Genomic DNA, 26344 nt, shown 5'->3' on the forward strand with positions numbered 1-26344 from the left:
AGAGTACCTGTTTATGGTATTTGTAATGCCTGTTGGTCCTTATTTCCCTGAAGGATTTAAACCTACCAACCTGGTAATTTACCGCGAATTCGACCGTGCTGCTCCGCAAGGAACAGGAAAATATAAAGTTGGCGGAAACTACGCTGCCAGCATGTACGAAGGTAAAAAAGCCAAGAAAAACGGTTTCTCGGCTGTACTTTATCTCGATAGTAAAGAGAAAAAATACATCGACGAGTGCGGCCCGGCCAACTTCTTTGGCATAAAAAACAATACTTACATTACGCCGGAATCGGCTTCAATCCTTCCATCTATCACTAACAAAAGCCTTATCGTTTTGGCCGAAGAAATGGGATTGAAGGTGGAGCGCCGGAAAGTTCCGTACGAAGAACTGGCCGAGTTTGATGAAGTTGGAGCTTGCGGAACTGCTGCTGTAATTTCGCCAATTAAAGGTATTTACGATAACGACAACGACAAGTGGTTTAAATACGGCAATCAGGAAGAAGCCGGCGAATGGTCGACAAAATTATACAACAAACTTCGCGCAATTCAATACGGCGACGAACCCGACACACATGGTTGGGTGGAGATAATTGAATAAAAATTTATTCAAGAAATATATGAAACCGTTCTTTTTTTAGAGAACGGTTTTTTTTTCTGAAAGTCCCCATCTTTTTATGTGTATTGCCGTTTGAGTTTCGTCCGGGAGAACCATCTGGCTTCGATCTGCTTTTTTCACCGGACGATTTCCCTTTGGTCATTTCATCCCGGCGCTACGCACCGGGTTATTCACATTCGACGCTTCCAGCGTCATAAAAACTTGCAATTGCGACATTGCAGGTCTATAAACTCGTCTAAACTTTGTAATTCAGTTCAATATCCCGAGGGGATAAAATGTGACTAACCTCGGGTGAAACCCGGGGTTGATGTGCGGTAATTTAAAGGCGCAACCAGTAAGCTGTTCAACGCACAATCGTTGTGTGCGCCTTGTATTCCGGCCATTTTTATGAGATGCCGTAAAAGACTTTACTTTCATTCATGTTGGTGATACCCGGGAATCATGAATATTTTGTTTATAAATCGAGATGGTTAATAAGGTTTATTTACCATTTTGAATCCAGGGCTACTAAGGTTTATTCTTTTAAAGTAAGGTTTTAATGAATTACAATCAAACTCAAAAATCGTAACACTTGTTAGTATATTCATAACAAACAACCTTATTCTTCATCCGTAACCTTAGTAGAAACCATTTGAGCCACCGTTCCAAACCTTATTAACCTTATTCCATTCAAAAAAATTCGGTGCTTTTTTTATTTCTACTGTAACTATCCCGTAACTTGTCCGTCGTATTTAGCGAACGAGGTTCAAAAACAAATGACAATTACCGAATATAACCTTGCAGTTGACAATTACTCAGATCGTCTGTACCGCTTTGTACTGAAAAGTATAAAAGATGTGCATGCCGCGCAGGATATTGTGCAGGACAGCTACGAGAAATTGTGGAAGAACCGCAAGAACGTGGATGGCACGAAAGTAAAATCGTACCTTTTTACAACGGCCTACCACACGATGATCGACCGTATACGCAAGGAAAAACGTTCGGCATTTGCCGAGGATATGAGCTTGCCGGAAGAAGGACACGAAAGCAACTATTCCGACTTAAGCGAAATACTGAAAGAGGCCGTTAACAAACTACCGGAGATTCAACGAATGGTAATTTTGTTGCGCGATTATGAGGGATACAACTACCAGGAAATTGGTGAGCTGACGAATTTAAGCGAATCGCAGGTGAAAGTTTACATTTACCGGGCAAGGTTGTTTCTGAAGAAATATATTGGTAGCATCGAGGCTGTGGCATAGAAAGAGGGGCAGAACATGAAGGAGATTAAGAGAACAAATTACGAAGCTTATTTTATCGATTACCTCGAGGGCAACCTCGATGAAGGGATGATCGATAGCTTTATTGCGTTTCTGAAAGCGAATCCCGACCTGAAACAAGAACTGGAACTGTACGAATCCATTTCGCTGGAGCCTGAGAAAGTAAGGTTCAACAATAAAACAGATCTTTATAAGAGCAAATACGACAATCACGAAGCATTTGACAACGCTGCCATAGCATTGCTTGAAGGCGACTTAAGCAAATCCGAAAAACAGGATTTTGAAACATATCTGGCCCGTAATCCGGAAAAGGAAAAACAGGCTGCAGCTTTTCAAAAAACCATATTAACGGCTGATGAAAGCATTGTTTTTGCGAATAGGAAAAAGTTGTACAAAAAAGCCCCTGGCAAAACGATTCTACTCTGGACAAGCCGTATAGCAGCTGTTCTAATTTTTGGCCTGGTAATTTTTAACCTTTTAAACCGTAACAATAAGATTGAAGAAATCACATCGCAACAAATTGCCGAGGTGGAAAAGGCTCCTCAAAAAACGATTGAACAAACACCGGTTATAATCACGGATAACAATATAACAACTGAAGTTGCCGAAAATATACCAACAGAGGCTCCGATTCCAATTGAACAAATCAGTCCGAAAAAGCCAATCGTTGAAGACATGGTTGAAGATAACAGCGTCACTTCTGCACCAGATGAGTTACTCGCCATGCGCGAAACACTTATTGTTCCTGAAGAACTGCAATCTATAAACGCCTCGATAAACGTTGAACAACCAACTGCAACACTGGCAACCATGCACATTATTTACCCGGCCGAAACTTACGATGATGAAATGCTATTGGCTGATCGCGTTAAAGAAAAACTCAATTTGCGAAATATCTCAAAAGCCGGTCTCGACCTGATTGCAAGTATTTCTGATGATCGGTTCGAATACAAAACCAACAACAACGGCAAAGTGGTAAATTACACCTACGAATCACGTTTGCTGGCCTTTTCTATTCCGGGAAGAAATGAGGTGGGTGAATAAATTTGTTATTTCCCTGTAACTTTTAAAACCACACGTCCGTCACAGCATCAGAAACATTTAAACGTAGAAATAATGAAACAATTATTGATCTTAATTTTGTGTTGCGTATTAAGCACAAATCTATTCGCGCAAAACGACACCACCGAGGTTAAAGTATTAAAAAAGAACGTTGTGACAGTAATTGAAGACGACGACAAAGTGCAGGTAGCTGTTGGCGACGGCGTTGAAGTAATTACCGACGACTGGGGCGACACTACTCATGTTCGTATTGGCCGACGTACCTTTAAAGTTATTGAAGGCCACAACGGAACTTACGTTAGAGTTGAAAAAGATAATAACCGCCCAAAATGGTCAGGACGATTTAACCCGCACTGGGCAGGCCTTGAAGTTGGTGTAAACATAATGACTGGAACAGATTATTCGATATACGATGGTGATTACGACGACTTTGGTGATTTTCTCGATCTGAATCCGGGCAAATCCTTATCCTGGAATCTGAACTTTGCCGAGTTCGCTTTCAAAAACGAACGCAAAACATTTGGCGTGGTAACCGGTCTTGGGCTGAGTTTTAACGACTATACCTTTAACGATCCCGTAACCATTGAAAAACTGGATGGTGGCGGAATGACAGTCCCTGTATACCTGCCTAACGACGACGAAGGTCGTGGAATAAAAAAATCGAAATTACATGTAAATTATATCACTGCTCCCTTAATTCTCGAGGTGAAAACCCCGCTTCGTATGGGTAGCTCGCGCATGTACCTGGCCGGTGGTGTTATTGGCAGTCTTTACCTGGGCTCGCACACCAAATACAAGTATTACAAGGGCGGCAAAGAAAAATCGAAAAGTGGTTACAACGTTAACCAGTGGAAATACGAACTTACCGGACGTATTGGTTTTGGCGACTTCTGTATTTTTGCCAACTACAGCATGACATCGTTGTTTAAAAATGGCAGAGGCCCTGAAGCATATCCACTGATGATCGGTGTTTCGTTCCCAAATATCTAGAGAATAAACAACATATATAACTCATGTCCCCGGTAATTTTTGCCGGGGATTTTTTTGCTTTAACAGTTGCTTCGCGTACTTTTAGTTCATGGAAATCATTCGTTTAATACCGCTGATCGGCTTTTTAGTTTTTTGCCTGCAAATTGGTATCCGGGCTTTCGTTTTGCAACGAAAAGGAACAAAGTTGTCTGACAGAAAAAGTAGTTTCAAAGCCATAATTTCATCCGCTTTTTTAATCGTATTCTTTTTCATCTTTTTAAATGAACTCGTTTATAAAGCAGGTCTTATCCACTTTTCCGTCCTTCCCGATGTGTTGCACCCCTTGTTAATTGGCAACGTGATATTCACCACTTGTGGAATTGTGCTTCTTCTACTTTCTAATTTGTTAATGTTAGTCAGTTTAAGAGCATTAAACCAATCGCTGCGTTTTGGATTAAACAAGGGGAATCTGGGCAAACTGGTGACCTCCGGAATTTATGCCCGGTCGCGTAACCCGTTTTTTCTGGCTATTAACTGTTTATTTGTTGGAATTGCCCTGATATTTCCCTCCCTCTTTTTTATCGCAATCTGTTTACTGACGCTTGTTTCCATCCACCTTTTTATTTTAAAAGAAGAACGTTTTATGCATAAAAATTATGGAAAGGATTACAAAAACTACGCAAAAACAGTGAGACGCTATTTCTGAGTTGCAAACTGATAAAACGGCTTAACATGAATAGTTTTATCATCGCGAATAAATGTATCCGTTTGGTTTAATGTTACCAAAGTTCCCTCTTTGAAACCGAAGAAATTCATAGCCTTCAGCAAACCATTTATTTCCTGCTCCAGCTTATCCTGCTCCAGCGTAGCACACACCTGCACAGCAACTTTCGCCTGATCTTTACCAAAGCCAATAAAATCGCAGTAGCCGTCTTCCGAGAAATAGAAGAGTTCAGTAAATTTCGATTTTAAGTACAGAAACACCAGATTTTCAAGCAGGTGATCAACTTTATCGGTAATATTAAAAGTTGCAGCGCTTACAAAACCCGTATCGGCCACATACACTTTACGAGGATTTACCAGCTGTTTTCGCAGCGAGTAGCTAAATTTTGGAACATAAAACATTAAAAATCCGGCCTCCAGAAAATTCAAATAATCTATCGCCGTAGTAGTTGTTTTTATACCTAAGGTATTCTTTAACTGATTCGCAGTGATCATTTCCCCAACATGGCGCAATAAATGCAAACTGAGCCGTTTAAACGCCCTCAAATCGCGAATGCCGCTGGTTAAGCCAATTTCGCGCACTACGATGTCGTCAAACAACTGACCTAAAAATTCATCACGGTTGGTTTCGGGCACAAAAAAACCGCCTTTTGCCATGTAATCCAATACCGAATTTTTATCCCGTTCCAGCGAATGGTACTCGCAGAATTCATCATACGAAAGCGGTGTAATCACTTTGCTAATGTACCTACCGGTTAAACTCCTTCCCTTTTCATTGTTTAGTACTCTGGCATTCGATGTCGTAAAAATTACCTGAAAGCCTTCATCCAGTTTCTGTCGAATATAATCCTGCCAACCTTCCATTGTTGTTACTCCGTCGAGCAGCAATATTTTGCTTTCAGTTGCTGCAATGATTTCATCCAGCTTAAAAAAATCATTCTGATCAAAACCATAAAACCCGGGATGCCTGAAATTGATGTAAAAAGCAGCATCGGAGTACCTACTTTTTAACTGATAAAGCACCGATTTTTTCCCGGTCCGTTTTAAACCCGTTATAATAATTAACTCACTTTTTTCATTCAGTATCTGATCAACTAACTCTCTATTTATATAGGAATTAATCCGTTCAGAAGAATTTATCTGTGAATCAATTAGTATTTTTAAGTCTGATTTTAAAATCATTACAATTTATTTATTACAAATATAATTCTTTTATTTTTATTAACATATATTCTTATCCATTTGTAATATACACTATAAATAATTTTCAAAACAGATGATAAAATGAATTGATAAATTGACATGGTCGGAATTATTTAAGGAATGACTTTTAATCACTGTTCGACTCCGCTCACCGTAACATTCATACTGACCGAAGTAGAACTATAAATCCACAAGTCATGGGTTAATTCCACCAAAATCTAAGATTCCAGAAGAAATAATGTGTACAAAAACGCTTGGAACAAGATTACAAATAATGAAGCAGTGAAAAAGAACAAGTAACTTTCTATCGAATAAAAAAGGGATAAAACCCAACCGGCTTCTATCCCTTTTCCATTAGCGTATTGTAATTCCTACAACTCAAACACTTTTTCCCCGGCACTCCAGGTACTCAATATTTTAGTGTTTAAAACTTCTTTTGGTTCCGCTTTCATCAAATCGGTATCCAACACCACAAAGTCGGCCCACATTCCGGGAACAAGCTGACCTTTTTCATCTTCTTCAAACGATGATTTGGCCGCCCAGCTTGTCATTGCACGCAGCGTTTGCTCGCGTGTAAGTCCTTCATCTTTTTGCCAGCCACCTTCTGGCCAACCATCATGATCGGTGCGGAATACCGCCGAATAAAAGGTATACAGCGGATAAATATTTTCTACCGGGAAATCGGTTCCGGCAGGCAGCCATCCCATTTGCTGCAGTAAGGTTTGGTAAGCATAAGCGCCTTTTATCCGTTCATCTCCAACGCGGTCTTCAGCCCAGGGCATATCGCTGGTGCAATGCGTTGGCTGAATGGAAGGAACAATAGAAAACGCGGCAAACTTTTCGAAATCATCTGGATTAATGATCTGCGAATGTTCGATACGCCAGCGTCGGTCGTTCTTCCCTTTCAGAAACCTGCCGTAAGTGTTCAGCATTAAACGATTCCCGCCATCGCCAATGGCATGTGTTGCAACCACAAAATTATTGTCGAAAGCCAGCTGGCAAATCATATCGTAATACTCCTGCGTTTCAATTTGCAGTCCGCTGTTTCCTTTATCATCCGAGTAGTCGTCCATCAACAACGCTCCTCTTGACCCCAAGGCACCATCGGCATAAATTTTTATGGTATTCACCAATAAACGGTCGGTTTTCCAGGCTTCCCCTTTTTTCACAAAATAATCGAAATTCTCTTTCGTAGGATTCAGCATGGCGTTCACCCGCATTTTTAATTTGCCGGACTCCTGCATTTCATCCATCAGTAAAATGGTTGCTTTATCAAGCCCGCAATCGGTAACCGATGTAAGGCCCGCAGCAAAACAGTTTTTCTGTGCTTCAAGCAAGCCCTTTTCCTGCTGATCAGCAGTCATCTCGGGAATCAGTTTTCCAACAAAACCCATGGCGTTATCGATTAGAACTCCGGTAGGTTCACCATTTTTCACTAACACTTCCCCGCCCTGAACTTTGCTATTTGCCGAAATACCTGCCAGTTCCAACGCTTTAGAATTGCACCAACCCGCGTGTCCGTCAACACGAACCAGGTAAACCGGAATGTCAGGGAATAACTCATCCAGTTTTGTTTTATCAGGAAAATTTTTGTCTTCCCAATCGTTCTGATCCCAGCTACGCCCTAAAATCCATTCGCCACCGAATTTATCGTGGTGTTCTTTTAACAGCTCGTAAATCTCCTCCTGACTTTTTGTTCCGCGTAAATCGGCGTATTGTAACAGGTTTATCGCATAACCATTAAAATGACAGTGTGCGTCGTTAAATCCCGGGTAAATAAACTTCCCCTCGGCGTCAATAATAGTATCCGAATCGTACTTATCACTGATTTCCTGTGAAGTACCAACAGCTACAATTTTCCCGTTGTTAACGGCAAACGACTCAGCAACCGAAAATTCATCATCAACAGTATAAACCGAAGCTCCTGAAACAATCAGGTCTGCTTTTTCTTTTTGTGTACACGATGTCATTACAAATAATAGGATTAATGCCTTAAAAAAATACATAGTTCATTTTTTGGTTAGCCACAAATGTAGCCTTTTGCGGCATATTTTAAAACAGTAAAACTGAAGGGCTTTTCCAACTATATATTCTTATATTTGCGCGACTTACTGAAACTTAAAAGCGAAAATGTTTACAGTCGGCATATTTACAACGCATATCCCCTATCTGGTGTTTATTGCCTGTTATGCCTGGTTTTTGCTTTTTGGCGTTGAGCAGGTTCAGGAAGGAAAAATACAGATTGCCGAAAAATCGATCCAGATCGAGTACCATGTAAATCAAACAAAAGCGTCGTCAGTTAATGTGTATCATTTTTTCCAGCCCGAAAACTACGACTCCTCGGGTTTCAAAAACTATAGCAACCTAATAATCAAGCAAAAATGGAGAACCTACTTCACTCCATTCACCTGTCAGGATTGTTTTTTAGAAGGTTCATTTTGTCGTCCCCCTCCCGCAATAGCCTGATTATATTCAACCTATTATTTATACCATTAACCTTTGCTTATTGCAAGCAAATCATATTTATTCTGTTAAAGAAAATCCATGAAAAATATTTATGCACTACTCTTTATGGCATTGCTGGTTAACAGCACAGTAAATGCCCAGCAAGATGAAAAAACCGACTCTATCAAACATTATCAGTTAGAAGATATTGAAATAAAATCGCCAAAATATAACCGGAACATTTTTAATATTCCGGCAGCTGCAACAATGGTTCCCGAACGGCTTATTGAAAACAACGGTGTAGAAGACCTGACCGGCGTATCGGCTATTGTTCCCAACTTTTTTATGCCCGATTACGGATCGAAACTTACTTCGCCGGTATACATTCGCGGGGTTGGAAACCGCATAAACACGCCATCGGTAGGTTTGTATGTCGATGGTATTCCATACTTTGAAAAAGCTGCCTTTAACTTCGATTTTTTTGATATTCAGCAAATTGAAGTTTTACGTGGCCCCCAGGGAACTTTGTACGGAAGAAATGCAATGGGCGGACTGATTAACATCATTTCGCGCCAACCGGGAAATGAGCGCTTTACCGAAATTACAACCGACTACGGTAATTACAACCAGTTAAATGCTCAGGTTTCTCACAATCAGCCTATCAGCAAATCATTTGCCGTGTTAGGAAACCTGGGTATTCGCCATAACGATGGCTTTTTTACCAACCAATACAACAATAAAAAAGCTGACGAACTCGACTCTTATTCCGGGCGTTTAAAACTACTTTTTACTCCCGGAGACCGTTTTAAAGCAACTGGAAATCTGCAATACGAAGACAGCCGCCAAAGTGGCTATCCTTACGCTATTTATAACGACGAAACCAACGAAATCAGCGAAGTAAATTACAACCGCGAAAGTGGTTACGATCGTAAGCTTTTATCATCAGGATTAAACCTTGCTTATGCTGCCGATAACTTTCAAATCCGCGCTGTTAGTAGTTTTCAATCGGTAAACGACGAACAGGGCATTGACCAGGATTTTACCACCACCGATTTATACTTTGTAACGCAGGACCAGGATATTGATATGTTCTCGCAGGAGATAAATATCCAGTCGTATGAAAACGAAACTTACGAATGGCTGTTTGGCGCGTTTGCTTTTCACCAGGGCCTTGATAAAGAAGTGCACCTGGAAATGGGTGAAGATCAATTGGCCAACATGCCTTTTACCGAATATTCGTACACCAAATATTACGACAACAGCAATTCGGGACTTGCCTTTTTCCACCAGTCAACGCTTAAATTCGGAGAGTTTTCGCTAACCGCAGGAATTCGTGCCGATTACGAAAAAGCAACCCTCGACTATGTTTATGATCGGTCGTTAAACGGAAATCTAAAGAATGAGGAAGCTTTTGAAAGTGATATGGATTTCTTTGAAATTCTTCCGAAACTGGCTGTAAAATATAGCATTTCAGAATACTTGGTTCCTTATGCAACCATTGCCAAAGGGTATAACTCCGGAGGTTTTAACTCAACCTTTGAACGCGACGAAGACCGTTCGTTCGATCCTGAGCGCTCGTGGAACTACGAAGCCGGGATAAAAACAAAGTGGCTGAAACAGCGTATTTACGCTAACCTTGCCCTGTTTTATATCGACTGGGATAACCAGCAAATTTACCAAACCGTACCCAGCGGAACCGGATCGATGCTAACCAACGCCGGTAAATCGGAAAGTAAAGGTGTTGAGTTTGAAATTAAAGCACTGCCGGCGAAAAACCTTGAAACCTGGCTTGCATTTGGTTACAACGATGCAAAATTTGTGGAATACGAAAAAAACGAAAACGAAATTTACAGCGGAAACTACCTGCCTTACGTTCCCCGCTTTTCATTTAACATGGGCGGAAACTATACAATTGCAGTTAATTCGGGCTGGCTTGAACAAATTCGCTTGCACCTGACTTATAATGGCTTTGGAAAACATTATTGGAAAGAAACGAATATTGCTTATCAGGATTATTACGGATTGCTGAATTCGCGTATCAGTTTCGATACAAAAAATATTCAGTTATCTTTCTGGGGAAAAAATATCCTTGATGCTGAGTACAATTCGTTTTATTTTCAGGCTGTTGGAAACTCGTATGCTCAATCGGGAAAACCGGCCACAATGGGCGTAAATTTGAAGGTAAACTTCTAAAATGAAACAAAGCGAAATAAAAAAATATTATACGCTGCTGAGCCTCTACCTGGCGCAGTCGATCCCGATGAGTTTTTTCTCTACGGTGATCCCCGTGATCATGCGGATGGAGAACTACTCGCTGGAATCTATCGGTTATATCCAGTTGATAAAACTGCCATGGATTCTAAAAATGCTGTGGGCGCCAATGGTTGATAAAACCAGTAAAAACAAACGGCACTACCGCAGGTGGATCATTATGTCGGAGGCTTTTTATGCGCTCATCATCATGTCCGTTGGTTATTTAAACCTGCAAACCGATTTTACCACCATTATTATTCTGATGGTAATTGCATTTACGGCATCGGCAACGCAGGATATTGCCACCGATGCTTTTGCCATTCTTATTCTGAATAAAAACGAACGCAGCCTTGGAAACAGCATGCAATCGGCCGGTAGTTTTATCGGAACCATGATGGGCAGCGGTGTTTTACTCATTATCTACCATTATTTTGGTTGGTTATGGTTGTTGCGCTCGCTCGGTTTGTTTGTGTTGTTTGCACTCATTCCGGTGTCGCTGTACAACGCACGCAACGGAAACGAACCCGATCGTTCAACAAAAAATGTATCGCCACTGGAGTTTATCTACTTCTTCAGGCAAAGAAAAATTGGCGCACACCTTTTGTTGCTCTTCCTGTTTTATTCAGGAATAATCGGGATTTTAACCATGATAAAACCCTACTTTGTCGACCTGGGTTACGACATTAAAGAAATTGGAATTATCTCCGGAATATTCGGAACGGCCTGTGGTGTTTTAATGACCGTTCCTGCTGGGTTTCTGCTCCGCAAAAAAGGAATTACCAAAGCGGTGTGGATATTTCCGGTAATTAATGTACTGGTGGCCACTTTCTTTTTCGGATTAACCTATACCGATCACGACTTATGGTTGGTATACCTTGGTGTTGCGCTGCTTTGGGGGGCTTACGCCATGTCGTCGGTATTTGTGTATACCATGAGCATGCACGTGGTTCGAAAAGGGCGCGAAGGAACCGATTTTACCATTCAGATAGTTATTACACACCTCAGCAGCCTTGTTATTGCGATAATGAGCGGAAAAGTGGCCGATGCGCTTACCTACCGCGGGCTGTTTGCCATAGAAATAGGGCTCGGAATACTTATCCTTGTCCTGTTGCCATTTGTCTTCAGAAAAAGTTTTTACCTGAAGTATGAACAAGAAACCGATTAAGACTCTTTAAATTAGTATTATGAAAGTATCACAAAAGCTAATAGAAAAATACAACACTCCGGTACCGAGATATACAAGTTATCCGCCGGCAAATTTCTTTTCTCCCGAGTTTACACCGGAAGAATACGTAAAAGTGTTGGAACAATCCAATTCAGAGAATCCACAGAATATTTCCATTTATATTCACATTCCGTTCTGCCCGAAGATCTGTTATTTCTGCGGCTGTAACACGCATCTTACGCGCGACAAAAACAAAATGGAGGTTTATGTTGATGCGCTGAAAAAAGAGATCCGCATGGTGAAAAAGCTGCTTAGCGACGACCGTAAAGTGTCGCAGGTGCACTGGGGAGGCGGAACACCCAACTCGTTGTCGATAGAGTTGGTGGAAGACATTATGAATGTAATTCATGAGCTTTTCGAGTTTATTCCAAAACCGGAAATTGCCATGGAATGTCATCCGGCGATGCTGGATAAGGATTACATCGACCGCCTGGTAGCTCTTAAGTTTAACCGCTTTAGTTTGGGTATTCAGGATTTTAACAAGGAGGTGCTGGATAATGTAAACCGTGATCCGTCGATTCTTCCCGAGGAAGATTTGGTTGCCATGATCCGCAGTCACGAAGGAACCAGCGTGAATTTCGATTTTATCTATGGTCTTCCGTTTCAGGACGAAGCATCGTTTGCAAAAACCATCGAGCGCGCTATTAGTCTGTCGCCCGATCGTTTGGTAACGTTCTCGTATGCACACGTGCCCTGGGTGAAAAAAGCACAAAAAATACTGGATGCACGCGGTTTACCAACGGCAACTAAAAAGCTGGCCATGTTTGAGGTGGGTTATCGTTTGTTGACTGAAAACGGTTATGATGCGATTGGTCTCGACCATTTTGCCCGTCCCGATGACGAATTGAGTATTGCCTTTAAAAATAAAACGTTGCACCGTAATTTTCAGGGATATTGTACCCGCGAAACAACCGGACAGGTTTATGCTTTTGGAGCAACCGGAATCAGCCAGCTGGAAAATGCTTACGCACAAAATGCCAAGGATACCAATACTTACGTTGACCAGATCAACGCCGGTAAATTTACCATTGAAAAAGGGTATCAGCTGAATGAAACGGAGAAGATCATTCGACACGTCATCAACGAAGTGATGTGTAACTATTATATTTCGTGGGAGGAAGCGGCACAAATGCTAAAAACTTCACCCGAAGTAATTAAACAAAGCATAATTTACGACGAATCGTTCCTTGCCGGTTTTGTTGAAGAGGGGCTTTTATCGCTTTCGAAAGACGAACTGCACGTTAGTAAACAGGGACGGTTTTTTGTAAGAAACATAGCTGCCAGCTTGGATCCGAACATGCGAAATGCGACCTTAAAATTCTCAAAAGCGCTATAAAAACCATGCAAAAAAACCAACTAAACATTGCCGTTATTGGGGCAGGACTAACCGGACTTACAACAGCTTATTACCTTAAAAAATTTGGTTTTAAGGTACAGGTTTTTGAAAAAGATGAACAAGCAGGTGGAGTGATTAAAACCCACCGAAAAAATGGTTTTGTTTTTGAATCGGGGCCAAATACCGGCTCGATGAGTCAGGAAGAGGCGGCTGAGCTTTTTGAAGATCTGGCCGATGATTGTACCTTGGAATACGCCAACAAAAGTGCCGAAGCACGCTGGATTTGGATGGGCGGCAAGTGGCACGAAATGGAAATGGGCGGAATAAAAGCCATCACCACTCCCCTTTTTACATGGTACGACAAGTTTCGTATTCTGGGTGAACCCTTTCGTAAACCGGGCACCGATCCGAATGAAACAATTGCCGATATGGTGCGCCGCCGAATGGGAAAAAGCTTTTTACGAAATGCTATCGATCCTTTCTTGTCGGGCGTTTATGCCGGCGATCCGGAAAAGCTGGTAACCCGTTTTGCCTTGCCCAAACTTTACTGGCTGGAGCAAAACTACGGCAGTTTTATTGGTGGCAGTATCAAGCAAAAAAAAGCACGCAAAAAGGAATCACCACGAAAAGCAAATCGCCAGGTATTTTCGGTTGAAAACGGACTGGATAATCTGATAAAAGCACTGGTAAAAAATATTGGCGACGAAAATATTAAGTTGGGCTGTAAAAATCTGGAAGTAAATACATCCGGAAATCAGGATTTTTCGGTAGATGGAAAATCATTTACTCATGTTGTTTCAACTGCCGGATCGCATGCGCTGGAAAGTCTTTTCCCCTTCTTTCCGAAAGAAAAAATGAAGGCGATTGATAAAATGACCTACGCCAAAGTTACGCAGGTGGTGCTTGGTTTTAACAAGTGGAAAGGCATCCCGATCAAATCGTTTGGCGGACTGGTTCCTTCGGCCGAAAAACGCGATGTGCTGGGTATTTTATTGCCGGGATCGTTCCTAAAAAACCGCGCGCCGGAAAACGGAGCTTTGCTATCCGTTTTTATGGGTGGTATTAAAAGACCCGAAATGTTTGAGTATTCAGATGATAAAATAAAAGAAATTGCAGAGCGTGAAGTTCGCGAAATGATGGGGCTCGACAGTTTTGAGCCCGATCTGATGGAGATTTTCCGCTATCCGCATGCTATTCCGCAATACAGTTTCGAGAGCGAAGAAAAACTGCAGGCCATTTCCGATCTGGAGACCGAATTTAAAGGGCTCACACTTGCCGGAAACATGCGCGATGGAATTGGTATGGCCGACCGGATAAAACAAGGTAGAACAATTGCGAACCAATTTGCAGAAGACTATAAATGATGGAGAAAACAGCTGTTTTGTTAATGAATGTTGGTAGTCCCGACGAGCCTACCGTTCCCGCAGTTCGGAAATACCTGACCGAGTTTTTAAACGATGAACGTGTTATCGATCTGCCTTACCTGCTTCGGAAATTTTTGGTAAACGCGATTATCATTCCGTTCAGGGTGAAAAACTCAACCAAATTATATCAGCAGCTGTGGACCGAAAAAGGTTCGCCACTGATTTATATTTCTGACGAGTTAAAGCAAAAACTTCAGGAAGAACTGGGTGAGGATTACGAAATTTTTATGGGAATGCGGTACGGAAATCCGGGTTACAAAGCAGCTTTGGCAAACATAAAAAAGAAAGGTTTTGAAAAGCTGATTTTACTGCCGCTGTTTCCGCATCATGCCATGTCAACCACTGAAACGTCGCTTGTTGCCGCCCAAAAAGAGATAAAAAAGCTGGGAATAAAATCTGAAGTTTTTGAGATTGGTCAATTTTACCAGGATCCTAAATTTATTGATGCTTTTGCCGAGCGCATTCAGCAATATAACCTGCAGGATTACGACCATATTATATTTTCGTATCATGGATTGCCGAACCGGCATTTGGAAAAGTGCCATCCGGGAATTAAAGTGGAAAATTGCAGTTGCCAAAACGCAATGCCGGAGCACGGTGCTATGTGTTATCGCGCTACGGTTTATGAAACTTCGCGCTTGTTGGCAGCCCAATTAAACCTGCAGCCCGCGCAGTATTCAGTAGGATTTCAGTCGCGTTTATCGAAAAACTGGCTAACACCATTTACCGATGAACTTTTGACAGAAAAGCTGGCGGAAGGCAAAAAGAAAATACTGATAGCAGCACCTTCGTTTGTTACCGATTGCCTGGAAACAACACTGGAACTTGGCGTTGAATATGGCGAAGAATTCCTGGAAAAAGGAGGAGAAAAATTACAATTGGTTGATAGTTTAAACACTGAAAAAAGCTGGGTGGAAACGCTTGCATACCTGGTTCGCAAAAGCTTTTGATAAAATCAGATACAATGAATAATCACGAGTGGTATTTACTATACACCTGCCTGGCAACCTTTGTGGTTTGCCTGCCGTTTGGTTACCTGCGCGGTGGTTTCCGAAAACTATCGTTTTGGTGGTTTGTAGCCATTCATGCACCGGTTCCGTTGATTATTCTAATCCGTAAATTTTTCGACATACAACTCAGTTGGAGCCTCGCTCCCTTTCTTTTCGGAAGTTTTTTTCTTGGCCAGTTTGTTGGCCGGAAAATCTATGGATTAAAACCCTGGCGTAAAAAGTAAACTAGGCAGCTACTTTACAAAAACAGTTTTAACATTCATAAATTCCTTGATACCGTGCACCGAAAGTTCGCGTCCGAATCCACTGGTTTTTATTCCGCCAAAAGGTAAACGCGGATCCGATTTCACAAAATCATTTACAAAACAGGCACCGGCTTCCAGTTCAATTTCGGCGATATGTTCGCCCTTTTTAAGATTTTGCGTAAACACGGCTGCTCCCAGACCAAAATCGGTATCGTTGGCTACGCGTATGGCTTCTTGTTCATCTTTTACTTTTATTACCGACGCAACCGGACCAAACAGTTCTTCTTCGTAGGCCGGCATTCCCGGCTTTACATTTTCAAGAATGGTTGGTGGATAAAAAGCCCCTTTACGATGCGGTATTTCGCCGCCCAGAATCACTTCAGCGCCTTTATTTACCGAATCAACAACCTGTTGGTGTAATTCGTCGCGCAGATCTTCACGCGCCATTGGTCCCATTGTACTTTCCTCGTCGAAAGGATCGCCAAAGTGTGCAGCATTCATTTCGTGGGTAAAAAGCTCGAGGAAATGCGCGTAAACCTCTTCTTCCACTATAAAACGTTTGGCACCGATACAACTTTGTCCGGCATTTAGCAGGCGGCCTGCAGCACATTTTTTGGCGGCCATTTCCAGATCGGCATCTTTTAAAATCAGGTACGGATCGCTGCCGCCCAGCTCCAGCACGCATTTTTTCAATTCTGCTCCGGCAATTGCCGCAACACTTTTGCCGGCAGGTGTACTTCCGGTAAGGCTAACTCCTTTTATGGCTTTATGTTTGATCACTTTTTCAACCATCGGGCTGCCAATTAACAACGAACGAAACACATTTTCAGGAAAACCGGCTTCGCGGAAAATGTCTTCGATTGCCATGGAACAACCCGGTACATTGCTGGCATGTTTCAGTACGGCGGTGTTGCCCGCCATTAGTGTTGGAGCAGCAAAACGAAATACCTGCCAAAACGGAAAATTCCACGGCATAACGGCTAAAATAGTACCCAACGGCTGGTACGAAACATACGATTTGCTGGCCTGTGTGGCTACGGTTTCGTTTTCGAGGAATGATTCGGCATTGGCAGCATAATACTCGCAAACCCATGCGCACTTTTCAATTTCGGCAATTCCTTCGTTTTTTACTTTCCCCATTTCCTGAGCCATGAGCAAAGCCAGTTCTTCTTTTTTGCTGCGTAAAATACTGGCTGCATTTTGCATCAGCTGCCCCCGGTGATGAAAGGAAGTACTTCGCCAGTGATGCCATATTTTATCTACTGAATTAATGATCTTTTCAACGCCTTCTTCCGAGTGTTTTTGATAGGTTTTTACTATTTCGTTTGTTACCGGATTAATCGATTTTAACATAGTGAATTCTTTAATGACCTTTAAAATTATAAAAGTTTCAGGACTTAGTTAACCCCAAAACATTTTAATTTGAGTATCATTCTCTTTAGGTACTGTATTTGGTAAACTTCTCTTAATAACGGATTATGCAAACAGCTATATTTTTATCGCATAACAAATTCAAGTTGATGATCTTTTCGTCTTTCCAGACATGAAATCCTTTTTCCTATAGCTGAAAAAGTATTCAAAAAAGCCACCGCTGACGATAAAAAGTTAAAAATAAATTCCTTTCACTAAAATCAAGAAACTCCTCCTTATAGCCCTTCATTCTTCAGGTCTAACGAGCGTCAAACAGACTTGATTTTTTAACCTGCCTACCGGCAGGCAGGCGTTCTCTCCATTAATTTTTTTCACGCTTTTTCTCGAAGGCGGACGTGAGGGAATACCTTGTGCGGGCTCGTCAAAAATCCCTGCCTACCGCAGGCAGGCGTCAGTCGGGCTAATTCGTTTCATTGAAAAAACGAAAAGGTTATTTTTTGACAAGATTTTTGCTTTCTTTTGATCGATTGCAAAAGAAAGTGCCCGTCTGGCATAAAGACAAAAAGCAACCTTGTAAAAAGATTGCTTTCATATATTTTCTCGAACCAGAATTTATTCCACTATCCTGATCTCTGTTTTCATTTCCATTGCCTGACGATACACGGCACTAACACCGCAGTATTTCTCCTCTGAAAGTTTAACCGCTTTTTCCAGTTTATCCATCGGAAGATCCTTTCCTTTAAACTGGTAAACGATGGTCATTTTGTTGTAATATTTCGGATGATCTTCTGTTAGTTCACCCTCAACAATTACATTAAAAGCTTCCAATTCAACCTTCATTTTTTTCAAAATCATCACCACATCAATGCCCGTACATCCGGCCAGAGCAGTTAACATTAATTTCTTCGGACGCGGTCCTAAATCGCTGCCACCCACTTCTTCTGTGGCGTCGATAACTACCTTATGTCCATCCATATCCGTTTCAAAAGCCAGCTTGTCAGTCCAGGCCATATCTATTACATGCTTCATAACATCCTTATTTTAAAATACTTTACATTAAATTTGTACACAAATATACAACATCTAACTATCTATATAAATAGTTTTTCGAATAATGCAGATAATTGTATTTTTAAGCCAAAATAAAAAAAGGTTATTCCAGTATTAAACGTATAATCAGTTCAGGAAATGAGAAGCGCAATTAAAAGGCCGTCGGACGAAGAAACAAATTTGAGTGGTTTTCAACTTTTTAAGAAGTTAACCGAAGAGGAATTTACGCGGCTTAATTACGAAAAAACTTGTTCGCTTTATAAAAAAGGCACCATCATTTATCGTGAGGGCAGCCGGCTAACCGGTTTTTTCTGTGTTACAAGGGGGATTATCAAAATCTTTAAAACAGGAATCGACGGTAAAGAGCAAATTATTCGTTTTGCCAAAAAGGGTGAAATTATTGCCTATCGGTCGTTGCTGAGCCAGGAACTGGCGTGTACAACGGCCAAAGTTATCGACGATGCCGCCTTGTGTCATGTTCCTTATCAAACCCTGTTGTACCTTATTCAGAACAACTGGCAGTTTTCGCATCACATGTTACAAATTGTTTGTCGCGAGTTGCGCGAGGCCAACGATTACATTACCGATATTGCGCAAAAAACAGTTCGCGAACGACTGGCAGAAGTGCTTTTACTTTTGAAAGAAAACTTTGAACTGGATAACCAAAATACACTTCAAATTTCGTTAACACGAGAGGAGCTGGCCAATATGGTTGGCACCGCAACTGAATCGGTAATTCGTTTATTATCAGAATTCAAGAGCGACAAACTGATTGAATTGCAGGGACGAAAAATTAAATTTTTAGATACTCCTGCACTAACCCGGGTGGCTAATTTATAAGCACGCTACATATTTTCAGAAACCGGCTAATGGCCGGTTTTTTTGTTTAATACTTAAACCTCTTCCTAACCGTTCTAAACTATAAAATGCAATTTCAGACACTAGAAAACCAAAGTATACTAGAACTCAGCAAATTGTTTAATGCTGCATTTGCTGATTATCTGGTAAAGATTGAAATGACGCCCGAAAGCTTACAGGATAAATTTGATTCGGAAGATGTGAGCCTGGAGCACTCGGTGGCCCTTTTTAGCGAAGGCAAACCGGTGGGTTTTATCTTTCATGCTATACGCGATACTACGTCGGGAAAAACGGCGTACAATGCCGGAACCGGGGTTATACCTGAATTCAGGGGTAAAAATGCAACGGTACTAATGTACGAATTTATACTTCCTAAACTGGTTAAAAGCGGCGTAAACGAGGTGGTTCTTGAGGTGATCGATAAAAACACTGCCGCAATAAAATCCTATAAAAAAGTGGGTTTTACCATACTTCAGGAACTGGAATGTTTTAAGGGTTACCCGGGCGTTTCAAAACCGGAAGATTCTATGATCAGGGAAGAATCAACCGGAGAATTTATACCTTCCAAACACCTTTGGGACTGGCAGCCTACCTGGCAGAATACCACACAAACGGTTGTACAGTCGGGGCAGTACAAAACCTGTAGCATTTACAGCGATAACCTGCCAATCGCCTACCTTACCGGAAATCCTTATTCAGGGAAAATAGCCCAGTTTGCTGTCGATCCGGAGCATCGCTTGAAAGGTTTGGGAACGACGCTATTTTGTCATTTTGCCGGGCTGGCATCAAACACGCCGATGGTGATTAATGTGGCCGACCAATCGGGGCAAACACAGGATTTTCTGAAAGCCATTGGAATGACTCCTTTTCTGAGACAATATAAAATGAAATTAAAACTCAAATAATATGAAACTCTTTGGTATTCAACTAAACAGACGCACATTTATCCGGTGGAAAATTTACGTTGACCGTGCCCGGATGTACATTGGCTACATTAGTTTTGTAATGATTGCCTTTATGTTTTTAAACGATTTTAAAGACGAAACGATCCGTACTTTTCTGGATGAAAACAAGTTGATCACCTATCCGGTAATGATGGTTTTGTTTATGGTATTTTCGTTGATCCTCGGGCGGCTGGACACCAAGCTGGGACTGCGAAAAGAGGAAATGCGCAATGCCGCCAGCGAAAACCCGGTTACGATGGAAATTCTGCAGAACATTAAAGAGATTAAAGCAAAGTTGAATGATGAATGATGAATTTAGATTAACGATTTTAGATGGATCTGTTTGAACAAACAATCAGCCTTGTTAGAACGTACTTCTTAAATCTTCATTCGTTAATCATCATTCCAAAATCAGCTCCTAGCGGCCAATCCAGTCTTCCGGATTAAGTTTGGTGCTTTCTTTCCAGATCTAATAAGCCAAAAACAACATATAAGAAAATGATGAATTTCGATTAACTATTTCAGATGGATCTGTTTGAACAAACAATCAACCTTGTTAGAACGTACTTCTTAAATCTGCATTCATTAATCATCATTCCTGTTACGATGTAAATCCTTCAATACATTAAGGAGATTAAAGCAAAGTTGAATGATGAATGATGAATTTCGATTAACGATTTTAGATTGATGATCGGAAAAGCCATATCGGTTTCTTTGATATCTACTTCTAAAATCAGCATTCGTTAATCATCATTCCTAAATCAGCTCCTAGCGGCCAATCCAGTCCTCCGGATCAAGTTTGGTGCTTTCTTTCCAGATCTGAAATTTCAGGATCGATTTGTTGCCGTCTTTTGTATTGGTAAAAACAGTACCGATGGGTTGTTTTGTCGACACTTTATCGCCCTTTTTAACCACTACCTCGCGAAGGTTGGAGTAAACACTCAGGTAGGTTCCGTGGCGGATTATAACGGCCGTATTACCACCTGATATACCAAACACGCGACTTACTTCGCCATTAAAAACGGCACGCACTTCCGCTCCCACATCGGTGGCAATGTTTATCCCGTTGTTTTGCACCTGTACATTGGTTAAAACCGGATGCTGGTGTACACCAAAATGCTCCACAATTACACCTCTTTCCAGTGGCCAGGGCAGGTGCCTTTTGTTTTGCTCAAAATTATCGCCAATCAGTTTTTGCTCGGGTGTTAAGGCAAAACCTGAACCGCCGGCTTCACGGTTTTTGCTTGCTTCCTCTTCAATTATAGCCTGAATTTCGCGCTCTAGTTGCTGCTCCACCCGTCGTTGTTGTTGTAAGGTTTTTTGCAGGCTGTTCTTTTGTTTTTGCAGTTCTTGCAATTCACTGCTTTGCGCACTTTTTTCCTGGTTCAGCGCGACCATTTCTTTTTCGGTTTGTTCTATCAGTGTTTGTTTTGTAACGGTTTGCTGCTCCAGTTTTTGTATACTTTCATCCAAAACTTCCTGCAAAGCACCAATCATCTGTGCCTGATTTTCGCGATAGGTTTTATACCGTTTGAAATACAGTAACCGGCGATATGCCTGGTTTACATTTTCGGCCGACAACAAAAACAGCACTTCGTCATACGAATTAAGATTTTTATATGCCATCCTGATCATCTCGGCATATTCATTCTTTAGCTGCTGAGCGTCGTTTTTAAGCATCTCTACAGCCAACTCATTGTTAGCGACACATTGCTCGTAAATTAGTATTTCGTGGTTCATATTGGAGATAAGCGAGCTTCTGGAGTTAATTTTTGTATTAATGAGTCGCAACTTACTCAACGACGAACGTTCATTTTTTTGCGTTTCGTTAAGTAAGCGCGTGGTGTATTCGATTTCCTTTTCAGCTTTAGCCTTTTGTTTTTGCAGCTCTTCTATGGATTGTGCAAACACAGTTAGACTCACCAGCGATACTGCCAGTGTGACGAATAGTATTTTTATTCGTAAAATCATGTTTACGAATGTATTGATTTCGGATTGAACCTGAGTTCAACTTTAAAATATTTTCACAGAAAGTTATAATTCTGCAGGAAAAAGGTTTCTAGTTTACACGAATCTCCTCGTATTTTTCCGGAATTTTAATGCTGAAAGAAGTGATCTTCTCGGTTGAAAATCCACTCATCCTGATTTTCATTTCTATTTCTTCTTCAGGCGAATGAAAGTTCATTTCAATGCTTCCCGGATAGTCTTTGTTTTCCACTTCGGTATAATCATCGAAAACAAGATTCATATTCCGGTCGTTTGTTTTATCGCTGATCAAAAGGCGGTTCAAAGCAAAATTGGCAGGGTTAAAAAACATTTTTTGCAGTATAAGCGCCTGGTCATCAAGTCGTTTTAAACGGCGCTCGGCTTTGTTTTCTTTCTCTTCAAGTTTGCTGAGCTTCCGTGTTTTTTCCGATTGCAAAACATACTGGTTGTCTTCAATTAAAGCATCGAACGTTTTAAAATCCTTGTCGCGCGGATCATTTCGATACGAGAATGCATTGTTAGAAATAATGCTCTGTATGGTGGCAAAATCAAGGTCAATATTCAGAAAACTACTGAGGTAGGAATAATCGTCGATGAAATAATTGCGGTCGATGTAATTCACATATTTCACACTGTCGGGCGTCAGTAAAACGCGGCCAACGGGAATATTCAGTTTACTAATCGACACCAGAATACGATCGTCTTTTTTTGCTTTCAGATTGATTTTAAAAGCCGCTTTCGACTGGCTGCTTGAAAAGTTACAATTGATACGTTTTATGGTAAGGTAATCGTAATCGAATGCGTTTTGCTCAATACGTTTCAGCAACTTATTGGTGCTTATCGGACGCGCATCAACGACAGCTAATTCCGACGGTGTTTTACAGGACGAAACGGCAAGCAGAACAGCCGCCATAAACAGGGAAATCCTGAAATATCTAAAAAACTTCATCGCCTACTACTCTTCAATGTATTTTTTCTCTGCAATTTTGCGGTCCAAAGTTTCCGACTCGCTACCAATCTCTTTGGCTTTTATCCAATACTCTACAGCCTTGTCAACTTTGCCAACTTTGTACAAAATGTCGCCATAGTGCTCCAGCAAAGTATCACTTTCATCCTGGCTGTTTTTTATAGCCGAATCCATATAAAATTTAGCCAGCGTGTATTCGCCCTTTTTAAACAGCACCCAGGCATGTGTATCCAGGTAAGTTGCATTATCCGGGAAGCGCTCAACCACTCTGCCACTCATACGTTCGGCTTTATCGAGCTCAATACCGTCAACCGATAAATAGTATGCGTAATTGTTCAGGGTAAGGTAATTATCCGGATCAATCTGAACGGCTTTGTCAAATATTTTGAAGGCTTCGGTTCTGTTTCCGTTTTTGTAAACGGCTTCGCCTTTAAGCATTAAAAAGTTGGCTTCCAGTTGTGGATTTTCAACTACATAATCCATTCCCTCTTCGCTTAGTTCAATGGTTTCATCGAATTTTTCCAACTGAACACAGGCAATTGCTTTAAAGAAATATCCCTGCGGTTGATTCGGGAATAATTCGATGATCTTTCCGGTATGTTCGTACAATTTATCCCACTGTTGCAAGTCGTTGTCGATATACATTATCCGTTCCCAAACCATATAATCGTTGGGTTCAATTTCAATGGCTTTTAACAAGGCTTCGCGACCTTCGGCCAGTTTATTTTCTTTCAGCAACGATTCCGCGTGAATGGTGTGTACCAACGATTCATCGGGATGTTTTTCGAGTAAAATGCCAATCAATTCACCGCGTTGTTGTTCGTTAAGATGCGACTGTGCCGGGTTTGCCGTTAGCATCATATACAGCTGCATTTTTGTTTGAATATCAACTGCATCGCTAGAAAAACCGGCTTTTGTTTCTTCGAACGACTTTTCAGCATCGCCATTTTCGAGGTAATAATTGGCCAGCGAAAAGTGTACAAAACCATTTTCAGGATCCATTTCCTGAATCTTTTTGTAGTTGGCCAAAGCATTTTCCGAATCGCCCTGGCTCTGATACAAATCAGCCAGCAGTCCGTAATATTTTGCTTCGTTCGGATCGTTTTCAATCAGTTTGTAAATCTCTTCAAAAGCTTTATCTACCTGTCCTGTTGATACATAAATCTGCTGTTTGGCCACCGAAATCTGCTCGTTAACGCCGGTTTCCTTTTCCATACGTTCGTAAGCGGCAATAGCTTCATCGTAACGTTGTGCAGTGGCCAGCAAGGCAGCATTCATATAAATGTATTCCAGATTTTCCGGCTCCATTTTCACCAGCTCGGCATAAAGATCGGCTGCCTCTGAATACTTTCGTGTTTGCTGATAGATTTGTGCCAGCAACAGTTTGTACCACGGATTATCAGGATTTATACTGATGGCTTTTTCCAGCAGCAGTGAAGCGCTGGTAAAATCGTTATTTGCGGCGTGAATATTTGCCAACTCGTACATGGCTGACGACGAGTTTGGATCAATCTCTAAACAGCTCGACAATAATTGAATCGCTTTTTGTGCGTTGCCAAACATTTTCTGTTTTAGCGCCTCCACAAAAAGGTACTCAAACTCCATCTGTTTTTGATCTACTAATTCAGTAGTGGGTGTATTTATTGCAGCTTGTGCCACTTGCTGTTCGGTAACCTGTTTTGGTCCTGAACATGCCAGTAAACTCAGCGTAAAAGATGCAATACCAAGTCCCTTTATAAAAATTCTCTTCATCTTAATGTTTTCCGGTGTGGCCGAAACCACCTGCTCCTCTTTCTGTTTCTTCCAGCACTTCTACCAAATCCCATTCCACAGTTTCGTGTGCGGCAATAACCATTTGGCAAATGCGTTCTCCATTCTCTATAACAAAATCTTCCTGCGACAGGTTGATGAGAATAACACCAATTTCTCCACGATAATCGGCGTCAATTGTTCCGGGAGTATTTAAAACCGTAATTCCTTTTTTCAAAGCCAAACCACTACGCGGGCGAACCTGGGCTTCGTAACCCTGTGGCAATTCAATGAATAATCCGGTTGGAACCAATTTCCGCTCAAGCGGCTTTAAAACCACCGGTTCATTAAGATTTGCGCGTAAGTCCATTCCGGCCGAAAATGCTGTACTGTAGGCCGGTAGTTCATTCTTTGATTTATTAACGATTTTAACCTGCATCAATCTGTTTTTTTTAAAGAACCGCTAAGATAGATAAATAATGCGTCCGTTCAGTAGGTTTAACAAGATTTATGATTGAAGCCAAACGAATCAACTGATTGTATAACAATTATATAATAATCAGCTCGGCCATGATCTCGTCGGAAACAAAAAGTCCTTTTCGGGTTAGCGTAATGATTTGGTTGTTGACTTTCAGCACACCCGTATCGTTGTATTTGGCTAACTGACGGGAAAAATAGCTTGCTTTTTCGCGACCAAAACGTTGCTCCAGTTCCTTTTCTGATACGCCCCATTTGGTACGAATCCGGGTTAAAATGTATTCGTTATACTGGTCGTTTTCGTTCAGTTTTTCTTCCTCGAAATACGTTTGATTATTGGCCTGCGCTTTTATGTAAGCCTCAACACTGGAGTCGTTCCAGCGGCGTGAAACACCATCAAACGAATGTGCCGACGGCCCCAGTCCAAGGTATTTTGTGCCCATCCAGTAAGCTGTGTTGTGGCGTGAGTACATCTGATCTTTTGCCAGGTTTGAAATTTCGTAATGCTCGAAACCATTGGCAATCGACAGATCAACCAGCGTATTAAACTGCGCAACACTTTCAACTTCTTTCAGCTCTTTTAAGGTTCCTTTTTTTAGCCAGGTGTAAAAAGCTGTTCCTTCGTGGTAAGTTAAATGATAGGCCGACAGGTGTTTTACCGGGAGATTAAACATTTGGTTCAGACTTTCTTCCCACTCTTTTGGCGTTAAATCAGGGAGACCGTAAATGAGATCGGCACTTAAATTCGAGAAACCGTTTTTCGCCGCATTTTCAATGGCTTGAATAGCCTGAGCTGCATTGTGCCGGCGATTCATTTTTTCCAAATGCCGGTTTTGAAAGGCCTGAATTCCGATACTTAAACGATTTATTCTTTCCTTTTTTAAGTCTTTCAGGTAAGCGTTGCTCAAGTCGTCCGGATTGGCTTCAAAGGTTATTTCAGCATCCGAATTAACTGTAAATTCCTTGTTCAACACGGCCAGTATTTCAGCAATTTCCGGCGCTGTAAGTACCGATGGAGTGCCGCCACCAAAATATATGGTTTCAACCGTTTCGTTGTTCAGGTAGTTTTTACGTACTTTAGCCTCGTTTTTCAGGGCGCCGATAAAATCGTGCTGCAGCGAAGTATTTACTGTTTTGTAGAAATCGCAGTAATAACATTTCTGACGACAGAA

At 41.4% G+C, this 26344-nt stretch carries 24 protein-coding genes; 15 read left to right on the plus strand and 9 right to left on the minus strand.

Going from position 1 to position 26344, the window contains the following annotated elements; translation table 11 throughout:
* The 5 genes from ABZB17_RS05980 to ABZB17_RS06000 form a co-directional block, all read left to right on the plus strand.
* A partial coding sequence (locus ABZB17_RS05980; RefSeq protein ID WP_372648584.1) for an aminotransferase class IV occupies positions 1–598 on the plus strand: 598 nt, incomplete at its 5' end.
* A gap of 773 nt (positions 599–1371) precedes the next feature.
* On the plus strand, positions 1372–1857 hold the full coding sequence (locus ABZB17_RS05985) for an RNA polymerase sigma factor (protein WP_372648586.1): 486 nt from the start codon (positions 1372–1374) through the stop codon (positions 1855–1857).
* 15 nt (positions 1858–1872) lie between these two features.
* Positions 1873–2919: a hypothetical protein gene (locus tag ABZB17_RS05990; RefSeq protein WP_372648588.1), complete on the plus strand. Its 1047-nt coding sequence runs from the start codon at positions 1873–1875 to the stop codon at positions 2917–2919.
* Positions 2920–2991: 72 nt separating this feature from the next.
* On the plus strand, positions 2992–3927 hold the full coding sequence (locus ABZB17_RS05995; protein ID WP_372648590.1) for an outer membrane beta-barrel protein: 936 nt from the start codon (positions 2992–2994) through the stop codon (positions 3925–3927).
* Between the two features lie 88 nt (positions 3928–4015).
* Positions 4016–4612 carry an isoprenylcysteine carboxylmethyltransferase family protein gene (locus ABZB17_RS06000; RefSeq protein ID WP_372648592.1) on the plus strand — a complete coding sequence of 199 codons (597 nt, stop codon included), beginning with the start codon at positions 4016–4018 and terminating at the stop codon, positions 4610–4612.
* Here ABZB17_RS06000 and ABZB17_RS06005 read toward each other — a convergent pair.
* Together ABZB17_RS06005 and ABZB17_RS06010 are read right to left on the minus strand one after the other, a co-directional pair.
* Positions 4603–5811 carry an ATP-binding protein gene (locus ABZB17_RS06005; protein ID WP_372648594.1) on the minus strand — a complete coding sequence of 403 codons (1209 nt, stop codon included), beginning with the start codon at positions 5809–5811 and terminating at the stop codon, positions 4603–4605. The genes ABZB17_RS06000 and ABZB17_RS06005 overlap by 10 nt on opposite strands.
* Before the next feature lie 392 nt (positions 5812–6203).
* A complete protein-coding gene (locus tag ABZB17_RS06010) occupies positions 6204–7838 on the minus strand; it encodes an amidohydrolase (protein WP_372648596.1) in 1635 nt (544 codons plus the stop codon).
* A 124-nt stretch (positions 7839–7962) separates the two neighbouring features.
* On the opposite strand from ABZB17_RS06010, the gene ABZB17_RS06015 reads away from it, so the two are divergent.
* The 7 genes from ABZB17_RS06015 (at position 7963) to ABZB17_RS06045 (ending at position 15749) form a co-directional block, all read left to right on the plus strand.
* Entirely contained in the window at positions 7963–8298 is a 336-nt protein-coding gene (locus ABZB17_RS06015) for a hypothetical protein (RefSeq protein ID WP_372648598.1), read from the plus strand.
* A 78-nt stretch (positions 8299–8376) separates the two neighbouring features.
* On the plus strand, positions 8377–10470 hold the full coding sequence (locus ABZB17_RS06020) for a TonB-dependent receptor (protein ID WP_372648600.1): 2094 nt from the start codon (positions 8377–8379) through the stop codon (positions 10468–10470).
* Between the two features lies 1 nt (position 10471).
* Positions 10472–11695, plus strand: a complete 1224-nt coding sequence (locus ABZB17_RS06025; RefSeq protein ID WP_372648601.1) for an MFS transporter — start codon at positions 10472–10474, stop codon at positions 11693–11695.
* A gap of 19 nt (positions 11696–11714) precedes the next feature.
* The gene (gene hemN / locus ABZB17_RS06030; RefSeq protein ID WP_372648603.1) at positions 11715–13091 is read left to right on the plus strand and encodes an oxygen-independent coproporphyrinogen III oxidase; all 1377 of its coding nucleotides are present in this window, start codon (positions 11715–11717) and stop codon (positions 13089–13091) included.
* A 5-nt stretch (positions 13092–13096) separates the two neighbouring features.
* On the plus strand, positions 13097–14455 hold the full coding sequence (gene hemG, locus ABZB17_RS06035; RefSeq protein ID WP_372648605.1) for a protoporphyrinogen oxidase: 1359 nt from the start codon (positions 13097–13099) through the stop codon (positions 14453–14455).
* Positions 14452–15465, plus strand: coding sequence for a ferrochelatase (hemH, locus tag ABZB17_RS06040; RefSeq protein ID WP_372648606.1), 1014 nt, complete (start codon positions 14452–14454; stop codon positions 15463–15465). The genes hemG and hemH overlap by 4 nt, the downstream gene beginning before the upstream one ends.
* A gap of 14 nt (positions 15466–15479) precedes the next feature.
* Entirely contained in the window at positions 15480–15749 is a 270-nt protein-coding gene (locus ABZB17_RS06045; RefSeq protein WP_372648608.1) for a hypothetical protein, read from the plus strand.
* A 9-nt stretch (positions 15750–15758) separates the two neighbouring features.
* Here ABZB17_RS06045 and ABZB17_RS06050 read toward each other — a convergent pair whose 3' ends face one another.
* Complete coding sequence (locus ABZB17_RS06050) at positions 15759–17123, minus strand: NAD-dependent succinate-semialdehyde dehydrogenase (protein ID WP_372648610.1); 1365 nt, start codon at positions 17121–17123, stop codon at positions 15759–15761.
* Positions 17124–17753: 630 nt separating this feature from the next.
* The gene (locus tag ABZB17_RS06055) at positions 17754–18170 is read right to left on the minus strand and encodes an OsmC family protein (RefSeq protein WP_163322701.1); all 417 of its coding nucleotides are present in this window, start codon (positions 18168–18170) and stop codon (positions 17754–17756) included.
* A gap of 159 nt (positions 18171–18329) precedes the next feature.
* Between ABZB17_RS06055 and ABZB17_RS06060 the strand changes: the two genes are divergently transcribed.
* The 3 genes from ABZB17_RS06060 to ABZB17_RS06070 all read left to right on the plus strand — a co-directional run bounded on the left by ABZB17_RS06060 (position 18330) and on the right by ABZB17_RS06070 (position 20303).
* Positions 18330–19031 carry a Crp/Fnr family transcriptional regulator gene (locus ABZB17_RS06060; protein WP_045025746.1) on the plus strand — a complete coding sequence of 234 codons (702 nt, stop codon included), beginning with the start codon at positions 18330–18332 and terminating at the stop codon, positions 19029–19031.
* A gap of 134 nt (positions 19032–19165) precedes the next feature.
* Positions 19166–19954, plus strand: coding sequence for a GNAT family N-acetyltransferase (locus ABZB17_RS06065; protein WP_372648613.1), 789 nt, complete (start codon positions 19166–19168; stop codon positions 19952–19954).
* Position 19955: 1 nt separating this feature from the next.
* A complete protein-coding gene (locus tag ABZB17_RS06070; RefSeq protein ID WP_163322703.1) occupies positions 19956–20303 on the plus strand; it encodes a hypothetical protein in 348 nt (115 codons plus the stop codon).
* A 458-nt stretch (positions 20304–20761) separates the two neighbouring features.
* Here the strand turns inward: ABZB17_RS06070 and ABZB17_RS06075 are convergent, their stop codons facing one another.
* From ABZB17_RS06075 to hemW, 5 genes are all read right to left on the minus strand, one after another.
* Positions 20762–21964, minus strand: a complete 1203-nt coding sequence (locus ABZB17_RS06075; protein WP_372648615.1) for a murein hydrolase activator EnvC — start codon at positions 21962–21964, stop codon at positions 20762–20764.
* 88 nt (positions 21965–22052) lie between these two features.
* A complete protein-coding gene (locus ABZB17_RS06080) occupies positions 22053–22928 on the minus strand; it encodes a DUF4292 domain-containing protein (protein ID WP_082063371.1) in 876 nt (291 codons plus the stop codon).
* Between the two features lie 6 nt (positions 22929–22934).
* Positions 22935–24698: a tetratricopeptide repeat protein gene (locus ABZB17_RS06085; RefSeq protein ID WP_372648617.1), complete on the minus strand. Its 1764-nt coding sequence runs from the start codon at positions 24696–24698 to the stop codon at positions 22935–22937.
* 1 nt (position 24699) lies between these two features.
* Entirely contained in the window at positions 24700–25134 is a 435-nt protein-coding gene (gene dut / locus ABZB17_RS06090; RefSeq protein WP_372648618.1) for a dUTP diphosphatase, read from the minus strand.
* 109 nt (positions 25135–25243) lie between these two features.
* Positions 25244–26344: radical SAM family heme chaperone HemW (gene hemW, locus ABZB17_RS06095; RefSeq protein ID WP_372648619.1), on the minus strand; the 1101-nt coding region annotated here is incomplete at its 5' end.

Origin of the sequence: Draconibacterium sp., from assembly GCF_041583095.1 — a bacterium.
Classification (GTDB): domain Bacteria; phylum Bacteroidota; class Bacteroidia; order Bacteroidales; family Prolixibacteraceae; genus Draconibacterium.